This is a genomic window from Nitrosomonas marina (assembly GCF_900110145.1).
Lineage (GTDB): Bacteria > Pseudomonadota > Gammaproteobacteria > Burkholderiales > Nitrosomonadaceae > Nitrosomonas > Nitrosomonas marina.
The window spans coordinates 81,059-97,218 of record NZ_FOCP01000009.1; the positions used below are offsets into that span (position 1 = coordinate 81,059).

The 16,160-nt window shown below is 47.7% G+C and carries 14 protein-coding genes; 11 read left to right on the top strand and 3 right to left on the bottom strand.

Annotated elements, in window-relative coordinates; translation table 11 throughout:
* Positions 1-20: 20 nt before the first annotated feature.
* From accB to BMX44_RS08170, 6 genes are all read left to right on the top strand, one after another.
* On the top strand, positions 21-512 hold the full coding sequence (gene accB, locus BMX44_RS08145; protein WP_090631116.1) for an acetyl-CoA carboxylase biotin carboxyl carrier protein: 492 nt from the start codon (positions 21-23) through the stop codon (positions 510-512).
* 72 nt (positions 513-584) lie between these two features.
* Positions 585-1,943, top strand: a complete 1,359-nt coding sequence (accC, locus tag BMX44_RS08150; RefSeq protein ID WP_090631010.1) for an acetyl-CoA carboxylase biotin carboxylase subunit — start codon at positions 585-587, stop codon at positions 1,941-1,943.
* Positions 1,944-1,999: 56 nt separating this feature from the next.
* Positions 2,000-2,926, top strand: a complete 927-nt coding sequence (gene prmA, locus BMX44_RS08155) for a 50S ribosomal protein L11 methyltransferase (protein WP_090631013.1) — start codon at positions 2,000-2,002, stop codon at positions 2,924-2,926.
* A 91-nt stretch (positions 2,927-3,017) separates the two neighbouring features.
* Positions 3,018-3,932, top strand: a complete 915-nt coding sequence (locus tag BMX44_RS08160; protein ID WP_090631016.1) for a zinc-ribbon and DUF3426 domain-containing protein — start codon at positions 3,018-3,020, stop codon at positions 3,930-3,932.
* A gap of 116 nt (positions 3,933-4,048) precedes the next feature.
* Positions 4,049-7,759: a methionine synthase gene (gene metH, locus BMX44_RS08165; protein ID WP_090631019.1), complete on the top strand. Its 3,711-nt coding sequence runs from the start codon at positions 4,049-4,051 to the stop codon at positions 7,757-7,759.
* 85 nt (positions 7,760-7,844) lie between these two features.
* Positions 7,845-8,135: a hypothetical protein gene (locus tag BMX44_RS08170; RefSeq protein WP_090631022.1), complete on the top strand. Its 291-nt coding sequence runs from the start codon at positions 7,845-7,847 to the stop codon at positions 8,133-8,135.
* Between the two features lie 187 nt (positions 8,136-8,322).
* Here the strand turns inward: BMX44_RS08170 and trpC are convergent, their stop codons facing one another.
* Genes trpC through BMX44_RS08185 form a run of 3 tightly spaced genes read right to left on the bottom strand, consistent with a single transcriptional unit; the run spans position 8,323 to position 10,826 of the window.
* A complete protein-coding gene (gene trpC, locus BMX44_RS08175; RefSeq protein ID WP_090631025.1) occupies positions 8,323-9,198 on the bottom strand; it encodes an indole-3-glycerol phosphate synthase TrpC in 876 nt (291 codons plus the stop codon).
* 18 nt (positions 9,199-9,216) lie between these two features.
* Positions 9,217-10,242 (bottom strand): anthranilate phosphoribosyltransferase, encoded by a 1,026-nt coding sequence (gene trpD / locus BMX44_RS08180; RefSeq protein WP_090631119.1) that lies wholly within the window; start codon positions 10,240-10,242, stop codon positions 9,217-9,219.
* Between the two features lie 11 nt (positions 10,243-10,253).
* Positions 10,254-10,826 carry an anthranilate synthase component II gene (locus tag BMX44_RS08185; protein WP_090631029.1) on the bottom strand — a complete coding sequence of 191 codons (573 nt, stop codon included), beginning with the start codon at positions 10,824-10,826 and terminating at the stop codon, positions 10,254-10,256.
* Positions 10,827-11,203: 377 nt separating this feature from the next.
* Here BMX44_RS08185 and rpsF point away from each other — a divergent pair, with 377 nt between their 5' ends.
* The 5 genes from rpsF (at position 11,204) to putA (ending at position 16,110) form a co-directional block, all read left to right on the top strand.
* On the top strand, positions 11,204-11,677 hold the full coding sequence (gene rpsF, locus BMX44_RS08190) for a 30S ribosomal protein S6 (RefSeq protein WP_090631122.1): 474 nt from the start codon (positions 11,204-11,206) through the stop codon (positions 11,675-11,677).
* Between the two features lie 7 nt (positions 11,678-11,684).
* Positions 11,685-11,981, top strand: a complete 297-nt coding sequence (gene priB / locus BMX44_RS08195) for a primosomal replication protein N (RefSeq protein WP_090631032.1) — start codon at positions 11,685-11,687, stop codon at positions 11,979-11,981.
* A gap of 18 nt (positions 11,982-11,999) precedes the next feature.
* Positions 12,000-12,281 (top strand): 30S ribosomal protein S18, encoded by a 282-nt coding sequence (gene rpsR, locus BMX44_RS08200; RefSeq protein WP_090631035.1) that lies wholly within the window; start codon positions 12,000-12,002, stop codon positions 12,279-12,281.
* Positions 12,282-12,293: 12 nt separating this feature from the next.
* Complete coding sequence (rplI, locus tag BMX44_RS08205; RefSeq protein WP_090631039.1) at positions 12,294-12,749, top strand: 50S ribosomal protein L9; 456 nt, start codon at positions 12,294-12,296, stop codon at positions 12,747-12,749.
* A gap of 178 nt (positions 12,750-12,927) precedes the next feature.
* Positions 12,928-16,110 carry a bifunctional proline dehydrogenase/L-glutamate gamma-semialdehyde dehydrogenase PutA gene (putA, locus tag BMX44_RS08210; RefSeq protein WP_090631042.1) on the top strand — a complete coding sequence of 1,061 codons (3,183 nt, stop codon included), beginning with the start codon at positions 12,928-12,930 and terminating at the stop codon, positions 16,108-16,110.
* The last annotated feature ends 50 nt before the right edge of the window (positions 16,111-16,160 follow it).

Genomic DNA, 16,160 nt, shown 5'->3' on the forward strand with positions numbered 1-16,160 from the left:
GGGTGATGTCAGGGGGTGTTATGGATTTAAGAAAGCTTAAAAAGCTCATCGAGTTGGTTGAAGAATCTGGTATCACTGAGTTGGAAATTACTGAAGGTGAAGAAAAGGTTCGTATCAGTAAATCAGGGGCGCCGGTGCCTGGATATGCTTGGCCACCGCCCATGCATCAGTCCGTTGTCCCTATACAGCAGGGCCAGGCTCATCAATCGGAACAGAATGCTGCATCCGGCAACACAATAACAGCTGACACCGAATCTAAAACAGATGCGCAACCCGATGGACATGTAGTTAAGTCTCCGATGGTCGGCACTTTTTACCGTTCGCCGTCACCGGGTGCCGGTCCTTTTGTAGAAGTTGGCCAGACTGTGAAAGCAGGTGATACATTGTGTATTATCGAAGCAATGAAACTGCTGAATGAGATTGAAGCTGATAAGGATGGTGTGATCAAGTCAATACTCGTCGAAAACGGCCAGCCTGTTGAATATGGTGAACATTTGTTTATCATTCAGTAATGTATGAATGATCGCCGGATAACTGTATGCCTGTTGATTTCAGAAGGTCAAGCTAATCTCTTGTGAGTAAATATGTTTGAAAAAATTCTTATCGCTAACCGGGGCGAAATAGCCTTACGTGTTCAAAGAGCCTGTCGCGCTATGGGGATAAAGACTGTGATTGTATATTCTGAGGCGGACTCTGAAGCCAAGTACGTCAAACTGGCCGATGAATCAGTATGTATTGGTCCCGCGCCTGTTCCACAGAGTTATTTAAATATACCGGCAATAATCAGCGCCGCAGAAGTGACAGATGCTGAGGCGATTCATCCTGGCTATGGGTTTCTTTCGGAGAATGCCGATTTTGCTGAACGTGTGGAAAAAAGTGGTTTTGTTTTTATCGGCCCACGTCCTGAGACGATTCGTTTGATGGGTGACAAAGTCAGTGCAAAGAACGCCATGAAAGCGGCTGGTGTTCCTTGTGTGCCGGGCTCGGATGGTGCGTTGCCTGAAGATATCGATGCGATAAAGACAGTGGTCAGGGAAATCGGATATCCAGTAATTATTAAAGCTGCTGGTGGCGGGGGTGGACGCGGTATGCGCGTGGTACATACCGAGGCTGCATTACCAAACGCAGTAATTATGACGCGTAATGAAGCGCAGGCCGCTTTCGGAAACCCTGTGGTGTATGCCGAGAAGTATCTGGAGAATCCTCGCCACATTGAATTTCAATTACTGGTTGACGAGCAGGGTAATGCTGTTCATTTGGGTGAGCGTGATTGCTCGTTGCAGCGCAGACACCAGAAAATTCTTGAAGAGGCGCCCGCTCCGGGTATTTCCGAAGCATTACGCAATAAAATCGGTGAGCGGTGTGCAGAAGCATGCCGTCAGATCAGGTACCGCGGCGTTGGTACATTTGAATTTCTTTTTGAAAAAAATGAATTTTACTTCATTGAAATGAATACGCGGCTGCAGGTTGAACATCCCGTGACAGAAGCTGTTACTGGTATTGATCTGGTACAGGCGCAGATCAATGTAGCGGCAGGTGGTGCGCTGCCAATCAAACAAAAGGATGTCGTCATTAAGGGCCATGCGATAGAGTGCCGTATTAACGCCGAGGATGCGTATAAATTAACACCTTCTGCAGGACGCATCACCCAATACCATGCGCCAGGCGGTCCGGGAGTCCGCGTTGATACGCATGCGTATCATAATTATATGGTGCCTCCTTTTTACGATTCCATGATCGGTAAAATTATTACTTATGGCGATACCCGCGAGCAGGCGATAGCGCGTATGCGTATCGCTTTGTCTGAAACGGTGGTTCAGGGCATCAAGACAAATATTCCACTACATCTCGATTTGCTTACAGACGCTACTTTCCTGAACGGACAGTTTTCAATTCATTACCTGGAACAAAAGCTTGCGCTGCATAATCAGCAGACAGACTGATTGAATTCCTGCAGATTATCTGCCAGCGCGGCAAGACATCGTGTACAGTTGTCGATATGTCCTGGAAAACGATCATTATTCAAATTGATAGCGCATCAGTTGAGACGCTGAGTGAAGCGTTGATGGAGCTGGGGGCGCTGTCGGTGGATATTCATGATGCTGCAGCAGGTACTGATCAGGAGCAGCCATTATATGGCGAACCCGGTCTGCCTGCTGGAGAAGTATGGAGAAAAGCCGAAGTCAGCGGAATATTCGAACACGATGCCGATTTGGATGCCGTGATGCAATTGATTACAGAAGCCCTGCGATTAAAGGATATCCCATCTTACCGAAAGGAAACAATCGAAGCACAGGACTGGGTCCGATTGACACAATCGCAGTTTAATCCGATTTGTATCTCATCACGATTGTGGATAGTCCCGACATGGCATCAGCCTCCCGATCCGTCTGCGATAAACCTGGTTCTTGATCCGGGGCTGGCATTCGGTACTGGCAGTCATCCGACGACGCAGCTATGTCTTGCTTGGCTGGATCAGAATCTACAACAGGAAGAAACGCTTCTGGATTATGGCTGCGGCTCAGGGATTCTTGCCATTGCAGCTCTCAAGCTGGGCGCGAGGCATGTTACCGGTATCGATATTGATCCGCATGCGGTCAAAGCAAGTTATGCCAATGCGCTTCTGAATGCGTGTGAATCGTCAAGTTGCTCGTTTGCGTCACACTATCCGATCCTGACAGCGGATAGTGATGATGTTGAACAGGTCGATGTAGTTGTGGCAAACATTTTATCCAATCCTTTAATCATGCTGGCACCGATTCTTACCCGTGCGGTTCGCGCAGGTGGACGGATTGCGTTGTCAGGTATTCTGGCATCGCAGGCGGATGAAGTAATGTCAATCTACAGTCCGTGGTTTGACATGCACATTCATGCTGAGCAGGAGGACTGGGTATTACTGACGGGTACCAAAACCATGGATGTGTGATTGTGTCGTCAGCCCAAACCACACAAATTGCCACCGACGGTGATGCAATGGTCTAATCTAAAGCCTGACAGACGAATGAACGGAGAAACCGATGGCGCTGGTAACATTGTGCCCGGATTGCGGCACGACATACAAAATTTATCCTGAACAGTTACAGGTAAAAAATGGTCTGGTTCGTTGTGGAAAATGTCAGGTTATTTTTAACGGGTTCTCCACATTGATCACAATTGATGAGTCCGAAATAGAATACTTGTCAGTTTCCGCTGACCCAGGTGGCGTTCTGGGAGAAACTTCGGAGCATCAAGAGATTACCGGCAGGTCTGCCGGATTGCGTATCGTGGCAAACGAGCAGCTGATGCAGGCAAGCGCCACAAACATTTTTGAGAACAAACCTGAAACGCCGGTGGAACAGACCGAAGCTTCAGCCGCTGATGTTGCTTCGGCGTTGGAAAATTGCTCAGAAAATACAGATCTCGACAGATCTGCAAGTGATTTTCTGTCCGATGCAGTGTCTGAGTCTTCTTCCCGGTACCGGTTTTGGAAGGCCGGCAATCTGGTATTGTTTTTTTTGCTGATTGGACAGGCTGTTATTACATACCGAGCGGATCTGGCGACAGAATTGCCACAAACCAGACCATATTTGGAACAGTTTTGTAAAATATTGAGCTGTTCAGTGCCCCTGCCAGCAGATATCCATCTGCTGAGCATCGTATCGTCGGATCTGCAAGTGAACGACCCCGAAAATCAACCGGACATGGCAACACTGACTGCGATTATCCGCAATCATGCGAAGCGGCCACAAGCGTTACCTGCGTTGAAATTGCTTTTAACGGATGTGCACGATCAGTTGCTTGCCAGCAGAATTTTTACCTCGGCAGACTACCTGCCTCCGGATATGCGGAAAAAAATATCAATTTTGCCGAATCATGAAATTACTGTTCGGCTTTATATGGATAACAGCCAGATTAAACCAACCGGATATCGGCTTCAGATACTATATATCTAGCTTTTTCAGTATGTTATAAGTGTAAATATGCGTTTTGGTTGATTGATTTTAGGTTTGAGATGGCTGGTAAGGTATAATCAATTGCTTTATTTTAAATTCAAAAAGCATACAAAGTAATGAAAAAAAATCTTCGAACGACTCTGTTGGAAAACTTAATTGCCCAGAGAATTGCGATCCTGGATGGTGCAATGGGCACAATGATTCAAACATTTAAACTGGAAGAAGCCGATTTTCGTGGCGAGCGGTTTGCCGATTTTCCGCATGACCTTAAAGGCAATAATGATCTGTTGACGCTGACGCGCCCGGACGTGATTCGCTCTATTCATGCCGATTATCTTGAAGCCGGTGCAGACATCATCGAAACCAATACATTTAATGCCAACGCGGTTTCGATGGCTGATTATCATATGGAAGATCTGGTATATGAGCTCAATGCCACTGCAGCAAAGCTGGCCTGCGAAGCGGCACGCGAAATGGAAACAAAAACACCGGATAAACCCCGTTTTGTCGCTGGCGTTATTGGACCAACAACAAAAACGGCTTCCATCTCGCCGGATGTGAATGATCCCGGTTTCAGGAATATTAGCTTTGATCAACTGGTAGACGCCTATACAGAATCCATACGCGGACTGGTAGACGGTGGTGCGGATATACTGATGGTTGAAACAATATTCGATACGCTGAATGCCAAAGCAGCGTTGTTTGCTATCGATCAATTTTTAGAGGTGAACGCGCTCAGTTTGCCAATCATGATTTCAGTGACAATTACGGATGCCTCTGGCCGTACGCTCTCGGGGCAGACGCCTGAAGCGTTCTGGAACTCGGTGCACCATGCAAAACCATTATCAGTAGGTATTAACTGTGCGCTGGGTGCTGAACTGATGCGGCCATATATCGAGGAGTTGTCCGAAATTGCGGATGTCTATGTCAGCGTGCATCCTAATGCTGGATTGCCGAATCCGCTGTCTGAAACCGGTTATGACGAAACACCCGAGTATACGGCACGTCAATTAAAAGATTTTGCGCAGTCCGGTTTTGTCAATATTGTCGGTGGATGCTGCGGTACCACACCTGCACACATCAAAGCCATAGCCGAAGCCGTGGAGTCACTTCCTCCAAGAAAAGTGCCAGAATTGTCCAAAAAGCTCCGTTTGTCAGGATTGGAGCCGCTGAATATCGGTGACGACTCGCTTTTTGTGAACGTTGGTGAGCGGACTAATGTGACAGGTTCTCGAGCTTTTGCGCGTCTGATTCTGGGAGATCAGTATGCTGAAGCGCTGGATGTCGCGCGCAGTCAGGTCGAAAACGGTGCGCAGATCATCGATATCAATATGGACGAAGCCATGCTGGATTCTTTAAAGGCAATGGTGAAATTTTTGAATCTGATCGCTACTGAGCCAGATATCTGTCGCGTACCGATTATGCTTGATTCCAGTAAATGGACGGTGATAGAGGCAGGGTTGAAATGCATACAGGGTAAATCCATTATCAATTCCATCAGTCTCAAGGAAGGTGAGGCAGAATTTATTGAGCAGGCCAAACTGGCGCGCCGCTACGGAGCGGCAGTGATCGTGATGGCGTTCGATGAAACAGGTCAAGCGGACACACTGGCGCGCAAGGTGGAGATCTGTACCCGCAGTTACCGCGTGCTGGTGGATAAAGTGGGTTTTCCACCTGAAGACATTATTTTCGATCCGAATATTTTTGCCATCGCAACCGGAATTGATGAACACAATAATTACGGTGTGGATTACATTAAAGCCACACGCGAGATTAAAAGAACGCTGCCATATGCAAAAATCAGCGGCGGCGTATCCAATGTATCGTTTTCATTTCGCGGTAATGAGCCCATTCGCGAAGCAATTCATACTGCATTTCTTTATCATGCCATCAAGGCTGGCATGACCATGGGTATTGTTAATGCCGGGCAATTGGGCGTGTATTCGGATATTCCTGCCGATGTGCTTGAATATATTGAAGACGTTATCCTGAACCGCCGTGATGACTCCACGGAGCGTCTGGTTGATTTTGCAGAAAACTTCAAAGGAAAGAAAAAAGAGCAGGTTGAAGATTTAAGCTGGCGCGAAGAACCGCTGCAGTCTCGCCTGACGCATGCGTTGGTCAAGGGTATCTCCACCTATATAGTAGAAGATACTGAAGAGGCGCGGCAGGAAATCAAAGCGCAAGGGGGGCGGCCGATTCAGGTTATCGAAGGCCCGTTGATGGAAGGGATGGGCGTTGTCGGTGATTTGTTCGGTGCCGGAAAAATGTTTCTGCCGCAGGTCGTCAAATCGGCACGCGTCATGAAGCAGGCGGTAGCGCACCTGCTGCCTTTTATCGAGGAGGAAAAGAGGCTGCTCGGCGATTCAAAGCCGAAAGGAAAAATCGTGGTGGCGACTGTCAAAGGTGACGTGCATGACATTGGTAAAAATATTGTAGCGGTGGTGCTGCAGTGCAACAACTATGAAGTGATCAACATGGGTGTCATGGTGCCCAGCACGCAGATTCTGGACATGGCAAGAAAAGAAAATGCCGATATCATTGGATTGTCAGGACTGATTACACCTTCGCTTGAAGAAATGACCCATGTGGCCAAAGAAATGCAGCGTGAGGGTTTCAACATACCTTTACTGATCGGTGGCGCAACTACATCCCGTGTGCATACTGCCGTCAAAATTGCGCCGCATTATGAAGGACCGGTGGTGTGGGTGCCGGATGCCAGCCGTGCCGTAGGTGTGTGCAGCAGCTTAATGTCTGAAGACCTGAAGACGGATTATGTGCAGAAGATTCAAAATGAATATGACAGGGTGCGCACGCAGCATAAAAACAAGAAAGGTCCGTCCAAGCTTATGTCGATTGAAAGCGCACGTGCCAACGCTTTTAAGCCGGACTGGGCCGCTTATCAGCCGCCGCAACCGGAATTACTGGGCATTCGTACCTTGAATAATTATCCACTGGAAAAAATCGTGCCGTTTATCGACTGGACACCTTTTTTCCAGGCCTGGGAGTTGGCCGGGCGTTATCCGGCCATCCTGGAAGACGAAGTTGTAGGTGAAACCGCAAGCAATCTGTTTCGTGATGCGCAAACGATGCTGAAAAAAATCGTGGACCAGAAATGGCTGTCCGCAAACGCTGTGTTCGGATTGTTTCCGGCCAATTCAGTTGGTGATGACATTGAGATCTACATTGACGAGAAACGGGATAATATTGCCATGACCTGGCATTGCTTGCGTCAACAAACCGAAAAACCGTCCGGAAAACCTAATCGCTGCCTGTCTGACTTTATTGCACCGAAGGAGACCGGTCTCAAGGATTATATTGGTTTATTTGCTGTTGGTGCGGGTTTTGGTATTGATGAACGTATCAAGGCATTTGAAGATGTTAACGACGATTACAGCGCAATTGTACTCAAAGCGCTGGCCGACCGTTTGGCCGAGGCGTTTGCGGAACATATGCATATGCGCATCCGACGTGAATTCTGGGGCTATGCTAGTGATGAGACTTTGAATAACGAACAGTTGATTAAAGAAGAATATCTCGGCATTCGTCCAGCACCGGGTTATCCCGCATGTCCGGATCACACTGAAAAAGGGCCATTGTTTGAATTACTTGGCGCCACCGAGAAAGCAGGCATAATTATCACAGAATCTTTTGCAATGGTGCCCACTGCCGCGGTATCCGGATTTTGTATTGCACACCCGGAATCGACATTCTTCGCGGTTGGAAAAATCGGCAAGGATCAAGTGGAAGATTATGCGCGACGTAAAGGATGGGCGGTTGAAAAAACGGAACAGTGGTTGGCTCCTGTGCTGGCCTATGAACGTTAATTGCTATTGCATTTTGCCGTGTTCGAAACGGAATTAAACAGCCTATCAAGGCGTCTATATCCAATATTTTCTGGGAAGATTGAAAATGAGTATTCTGGACAAGGCAAAGGAACTGTCAAATCGTATGGCCGACAAGACTGTTGAATTCAGCAGCGATGAAGTAATCGCCAGTACGATTATCAAAGCCGTGGAGAAACAGGAGAAAGTCAATGCTATTCTGAAAGCTCGCGGCTCGAACTATCGCATTGGCAGCCTGAATCTCGGCATGGGCATTCCACCAAGCGTGACGTTTGGCATCTGGCGGTTATCGGATATTGGAGCGGAAGAAACAGGTGAAGCGGCAGCAATGGTTAATAAAGGGCCGATTGCTGAATAATGCGTGGATGGATCAGTCAGAATAAGCCCGATGCGTTTTGCATAATGTGGGCTTATTTTGATGGAGTTGATGGTCTTTACCCAACAAAAACTGAGTGAATATGGTTACAGCGTTTAGACCGGAGCACCTCGTTAAGAAATGTACGAATTGATCATCGTACAGTTAACGATTTGTTTGTTATTCCCTGTTAATTTGAACTGCTAAACAACCGTGCCAGTTCAACGCCCGGATCGTCTGCACGCATGAATGCCTCGCCGACCAAAAATGCATTGACGTTGTGCTGGCGCATCAATGCCACATCATCCGGTGTGTGAATGCCACTTTCGGTGACGATTACACGGTCATTGGGTATCTGCGCCAAGAGTTTCAACGTGGTATTCAGATGGGTTTCAAACGTGCGCAGGTTACGGTTATTGATACCGACGAGTGGGGTTCTGAGTTGTAATGCGAGCGACAGTTCTTCGTCATTGTGCACTTCAACGAGAACAGACATACCGAGTTCATGCGCGAGTGCTTCCAGCTTGGACATCTGGCCCAGCGCGTTTTGGTCGAATTTGTCCAATTTTTCAGCGCCGAAATCATTCTCCATGGTAAACGCCGCGACGATGAGCAGGATGCAGTCCGCGCCCATGGCACGCGCTTCCGCAATCTGGTATTCCTCAAGGATGAAGTCCTTGCGCAGTACTGGCAGTTGACAGGCGGCGCGGGCCTGCTGCAGATATTCGGGGCCACCCATGAAAAACTGGCGGTCTGTTAGGATGGACAGGCAGGCCGCACCGTGTCTTTCGTATGTTGTTGCAATCTCTGCGGGGTTAAAGCTCAAATGCGGCGCGTGTGCCGATTTGGGACCCCGCAATACGCCTTTGCTAGGGCTGGCCTGCTTGATTTCGGCAATCACGGCGGATTGACCAACGGTGATTTTGTTTTGAATGGCTGCGAAGAAATTACGCGCAGGTGTGGTGGATTTGGCCGCTGCCATTATTTTGGTTAATGGTGTTTTTGCTTTGGCCGCAACGACTTCTGCAACCTTGGTAGCAAGAATTTTTTTGAGAATATCTGACATGATGTTTTTTAATGAGGCTCAGGCCGAATGCCGGTTGGAAAATGCAACCAGTTCATGCAGTTTTTGCAACGCTGCGCCGCTTTCAATGGCACGCTGAGCCAGATGTATACCCTGTACGAGAGAATCGGCGACACCTGAGACATAAATGGCCGCTCCGGCGTTCAATAAGACAATGTCTCTTGCCGGTCCTTTTTTATTTTCCAGCACGGACAGCAGCATTGCCTTCGCCTGATTACCGTCTTTCACCTGTATCGATGTGATAGGTGCTGAGTGCAGCCCGAAATCTTCAGGCCGGATTGAGTATTCAGTGATTGTCCCTTGTTTGAGTTCGCCGACACGAGTTTCACCGCTGATGGTGATTTCATCCAGTCCGTCTGCGCCATTGACAACCATCACATGCACACTGCCGAGCTGCTGCAGTACTTGTACGAGAATCGAAACCAGCTGTGCATCAAATACGCCGAGTATCTGATTCTTTGCGCCTGCGGGGTTAGTCAGCGGCCCTAGAATGTTGAAAATAGTTTTAATGCCGAGCTCTCGACGTACCGGTGCGGCATGTTTCATGGCGCTGTGATAATTGGGCGCGAACATGAAACCGACCCCGATTTCACTGATGCTTTCGGCAACCTGATCAGGAGTCTGATTCAGATTAATCCCCAGCGCCTCCAGCACATCTGCGCTGCCCGATTTGCTGGAAACAGACCGTCCGCCATGTTTCGCTACCTGAACGCCTGCGGCCGCGCTGACGAAAGCCGCAGCAGTGGAGATATTGAAGGTGTGCGCTGCGTCTCCGCCGGTACCGCAGGTGTCAATTAAGTGCTGGATACCAGTAATGTTGACAGGTGTGGCAAATTCGCGCATGACCTTGGCGGCAGCGGCGATCTCGCCGACTGTTTCCTTTTTGACGCGCAAACCGGTAATTATGGCGGAAATCAGAACAGGCGAAACATCTCCTCGCATAATCTGGCGCATGAGTGACAGCATGTCGTCATGCCTGATTTCCTGATGACCGGTGATTTGATGCAGAGCTTCCTGTGGATTCATACTGTCGTTTGTCAATGGTGAGTTTGCAAAAGAAAATTTTTCAGCATGTCATGTCCGTATTCGCTGAGAATCGATTCCGGATGGAATTGTATTCCTTCGATATTCAGCGTTCTGTGTCTGATGCCCATGATTTCACCATCTTCCGTCCATGCAGTGATTTCCAGACACTCGGGAAGTGTGGCGCGTTGGATGACCAGGGAATGGTAGCGTGTTGCGATAAGCGGATTAGGCAGGCCGCGAAAAATACCTTTGTCATGATGAAAAATTGGTGATGTTTTGCCGTGCATCAGCTGTTTGGCGTGTATGATGTTGCCACCAAACGCCTGTCCAATACTTTGGTGGCCAAGACAGACTCCCAGCACTGGAATATTATTACTGAAGTGCTTGATGACTGACAGGGATATGCCTGCTTCATTGGGTGTACAGGGACCGGGGGAAATCACAATTCTTTCCGGAGCCAGTTTCACAATCGTGTCAAGATTGATTTCATCATTACGGTGTACGACGACATCCTCACCCAGCTCGCCAAAATACTGTACCAGGTTATAGGTAAAGGAATCGTAATTGTCGATCATCAATAACATGTTTCTAATTATTTTATAATGCTGTTCAACAGCAATCCTTATCTTCAGCCATCTCTGGTGATCTGCGGCGCTAGAGCCGCTCCGATTTTGATTGCAGCTAAAATTAAGGATTTTAACAGTTCATGCAGTGCTTTGGGTGCAGATACATTTGATTGGCAGAAAAATATTTAATCGGTGGTTCGAATCAGCCGGGTATTGTGAACAACTGCATGCTCTAAGATAACCATTTAATACGTTTGCTGTCAGAAAACAGTGAAGTTTATTTGATGTTGTCACTGGAATTCAGTAAAATTCAACCTTTTTAACCCCTTGTCTTACCATATATTTATGGAAGTTATGGAAGGCTTTACCCAAAAGAGGAATAGCAAACAGCAATGATGCGACATTATGAAATTGTATTTATAGTTCATCCTGATCAAAGCGAGCAGGTGCCGGCGATGATAGAACGTTACCGCGGCATAGTTGCAGCTAAAAACGGCAAGGTACACCGGTTGGAAGACTGGGGCAGGCGACAGCTTGCTTACCTGATTCAGAAAGTGCACAAGGCGCATTATGTATTAATGAATATCGAATGCGATCAGGAAACGTTGAATGAACTTGATTATGCGTTTAAGTTTAGCGATGCCATTTTGCGTCATTTAACGATCAGAATGGATGGGCCGGTAACAGATCCTTCGCCCATGATGCAACAAAAAGAGAAAGATGATGCTGTACCGCGTCCGGCTGATGATAGTGAAAAACCGGATGAAAAGGACAAAGCAGACAACAAAGCTGAGTCGTCTGGTGAAGCCGAAGAAACTGGCGAATCAAAAAATACTGAAAATTCTGAGGCAGTGAATACGGCATCATAAATATCAAGTGGAATGCAACCGGACGGTTATCTGTGGTGAAATTATCCGGCTTGGCGCACTACGTTTTACTCCGGCGGGATTGCCTGTGATCGATTTTGTTATACAGCACCAGTCACGCCGAAGGGAAGCAAATATTACTCGAAAGATACAGTGTGAATTGCAGGCGGTGGCGCTGGGCGAGACTGCGAAAGCGATCACCGAATTGAATACATTCGAAAGCGTCAAGATTTCCGGGTTTCTCAGTAGAAAAAGCCACACTAATCAGCAGCTGGTATTGCATGTAGAGCACATCGTTCAAATTTAATTGAAAACAGGAAAACATATGTCACGTATAAACAGACGAAATGACGGAAAAGACAAAGAAAAGGAAAGGAGAGCCAACCGTCCTTTGTTCAAACGCAAGAAGTTTTGTCGCTTCACTGCGGAAGGTGTAAAAACAATCGACTATAAAGATACCGATGTATTGAGAGATTTTATCAGTGAAAACGGAAAAATCATTCCAGCCCGAATCACAGGGACAAGAGCCTATTATCAAAGGCAATTGGGCACAGCGATAGAACGTGCGCGTTTTCTTGCGCTACTTCCGTACACAGACCGTCACTGAGGAGTAATACACATGCAAGTTATATTGATGGAGACTGTTGCTAAGCTGGGACGCTTGGGCGAGATTGTGAATGTGAAAAGCGGTTATGCAAGAAACTATCTGATCCCTCAGGGAAAAGCGCAACGCGCTACCGAGCAGACCATAGCAGAGTTCGAAACGCGACGTGCTGAACTGGAACAAAAACAGGCTGATGTTCAGGCGGCGGCACAGGCGATCGCTGAAAGACTGGAAGGTTTGATGCTGCAAATCTCACAAAAAACCAGCAGCGATGGCAAGCTGTTTGGTTCTGTAACAAATGCCAATATTGCCGAGGCCCTGAATGAGCAGGGTTTTGCTATCGAAAAATCGATGATACGCATGCCGCATGGTCAATTAAAACAGGTTGGTGATTATCCGATCAAAGTGGTATTGCATGGGGATATCTCGGCGCAGATTACCGTATCTGTACTGGGCGAGGCGACCATCTAGCAGCATCACACTGTCAAACATTGAAAAAGGACTCTTGTGAGTCCTTTTTTTTGTCTAAAAAACTCGAAGGAATTAAATAGTGCGTTAATCTGGTTGTTAAATTGTGCCTTCAACATCACAAGTTCACGTTAAACTGTAATCACCCATTTTAACTTTGATCAACACAGTGGTGATTTCTATGAGCTCAGATCATCTCTATTCGATTCGTCAGGCGATGAGTGCCGCCTATTTAGCCGATGAAACTACTCTGGTTAAAGATTTGCTGAAGCAGCTTTCCGGTTATGATGCAGTCACGGCCGTGAATCATGCGCGTGATTTGCTTAGTCAGTTACGTGGGAAAATGGCTTCTTCTTGGTTACAGACCAGACAGTCGGTAGTACAAGCATTTCTGCAGGAGTATCAGCTTAATAGCGAAGAAGGCATTGTGCTCATGAGCATTGCAGAAGCGCTGTTGCGCATACCTGACCGTGCTACCCAGGATCGTTTTCTGGCCGATCGATTAAATTCGGCCGATTGGCGTCAGCATGCTCACCACAGTGAGTCACGGCTGGTCAATCTGGCTACTGGCGCATTGATGTTTTCCAGATTGCTGGAACAACAGCAGACGTTACTGCACGCAGACCAGCATTCGCGCATTCAGACTGTTCTGGATTCGCTGGTTGTGCGTTTGGGTCAGCCAGTTATCCGCACCGCATTGAAACAGGCAATGCATTTATTGGCCGAGCAGTTTGTCATGGCGGAAACAATTGAGCAGGCGATCGGGAAATCAAGCAGTGCGCCGAATGTGTTGGCAGATTCGGCTGTGCGCTATTCGTTCGATATGCTTGGAGAAGCGGCGATTACCGCGATAGATGCTGAACGGTTCTTCCAGGCATATAGTCATGCGATAATACAGTTGGGAATGGATTTCCAGACCACTGCTATCGATAAACCTGATTTGCTATACGCAAGACCAAGTGTTTCAGTAAAGCTTTCTGCCTTGTATCCACGATATGAACCTTTCCAACTTCGCTATGCCGTACCGGCGCTCACTTCCAAATTGTTAAATCTTGCTATACTGGCACGTAATGCTGGCATTACGCTCACTGTTGATGCCGAGGAAAGTGACCGCTTGGATCTCTCACTGGATGTTTTTGCCGCTGTATTTAACAGCGCGGAACTGGATGGCTGGCCGGGCCTGGGTATCGCCGTTCAGGCATATCAGAAACGGGCGACATATGTTATTCGCTGGCTCGCAGCGCTTGCGCGTGGTCAGCGGCGAAAAATTCCTGTCAGATTGGTCAAGGGAGCTTATTGGGACAGCGAAATCAAACGGGCCCAGGAAGACGGGCTTGTCGGCTATCCGGTATTTTCACGAAAATCGTCAACAGACATCAGCTACCTGGCTTGTGCCCGGTTGCTGATAGATTGCTCCGATTGTTTTTACCCTCAGTTTGCCACCCATAATGCGCATACGGTTTCTGTCGTTATGCAAATGGCATGCAAGTATGAACAATATGAATTCCAGCGTTTGCATGGCATGGGGGAGGTGCTTTACCAGGTAATTCAAACGAACCATCCCGGAATCGTGTGTCGCGTATATGCACCAGTAGGTGAATATCAGGACCTGCTGCCGTATCTGGTTCGGCGATTGCTGGAAAATGGCGCCAATACTTCGTTTGTCCATGATATGGAAAATACGCATATCGCAGTGGATGAGATTGTTACCGACCCTGTTACTGTCTGGCAAAATGGTACGCAATCGGAGTTGGCGCTTCCTGCAGCACTTTATGGTAAACAGCGCTGCAATTCAACCGGACTCAATTTGGCAGATCCGCAGGTACTTGAGCAGGTGAGACAAAGTCTAAACAAACAAGCTCACAAGCAGTATCAAAGTTTTCCATTGGTTAACGGCAAGGCTCGTACGGGTCAGGCGAACTCAGTGAATGCACCTCATGATGGCAGTCATATAGTTGGTGAGGTAATTTATGCGAATAAAACAGATGTATCCGATGCATTCGATGCCGCAGAAACCGCTTTCTGTGACTGGCGTCTGTGTACTGTGAGAGAGCGTGCAGATAACCTACTTAAAGCAGCTGATCTTATAGAACAACAGCGTATGGAGTTGGTCGATCTGTGCATGCGCGAAGGTGGCCGAACGATAAAAGATGCGCTCGCTGAAGTACGTGAGGCAGTCGATTTTTGTCGTTACTACGCAGCCAGTGCACTCAAATTATTTGAACACCCAGCCGATCTGCCCGGACCAACCGGAGAAGAAAATACGCTGAAATACTACGGACGTGGTGTGTTTGTCTGCATTAGCCCATGGAATTTTCCGATTGCAATTTTCACTGGTCAGGTCGCTGCAGCGCTGGTAGCAGGGAATACGGTAATAGCCAAGCCGGCTGAACGTACAGCACTGACGGCAATGGCATGCGTACGTATTTTGCATCAGGCCGGTGTTCCGGAATCCGTACTGCATTTTTTACCAGGTAAAAGTTCTGAGATTGGTCAGCATTTGCTTGATGATTCCCGTGTGGCTGGTGTGGCATTTACCGGTTCTATTGACTCTGCGCAACATATCAATCGTCAACTTTCGAATCATCCAATGATTGTGCCGTTGATTGCCGAAACCGGTGGACAAAATGTGTTGATAGCCGATACGTCTGCACACAAAGAGCAGCTGGTTCAGGATGCTGTTTTTTCAGCATTTAACAGCGCCGGACAGCGCTGCTCAGCATTACGCGTTCTGCTTGTTCCTGAAGAGACGGCAGATGCGGTTAAGCAAATGTTGATCGGTGCAATGCAGGAATTACGGCTAGGTAAGCCCGATGATGTGACTACAGATGTGGCTGCTGTTATCACCCAGCAAGCCATGCAACAGTTAGGGCAGTATGTCAAAAAAATGAGAGCGGATAACTGCGAGATTTATCAATTGCCACTGGTTTCTCAGGCAGTTGAGCATCGTTCCGGAAATTTTTTTCCGCCAACACTGATTGAAACAAGCGAACTGCAGCAGTTACGTAGTGAAGTGTTTGGTCCTGTATTACATTTTGTTCGTTATCAATCTGGCGATCTTGATGCTGTGATCGACAGTATTAACGCCAGTGGGTATGGATTGACACTTGGCATCCATAGTCGCATTCAGGGCACAATTAAAAAAATCTGCCAACAGGCCAGGGTCGGTAATGTTTACGTTAACCGTAATATGATCGGTGCAGTAGTCGGTGTACAACCCTTCGGTGGTATGGGGTTATCCGGCACTGGTCCTAAAGCGGGTGGGCCTGATTATTTGCGCCGTTTTGCCGTCGAGCAGGCGGTATCCGACAATGTGGCTGCTATGGGTGGAAATCCCACTTTACTTGCACAGAGTCTGCGCTAGAAAGCTGATATTATTCAAATTGATAACAAAAAAACAACCGGTATTTTTTT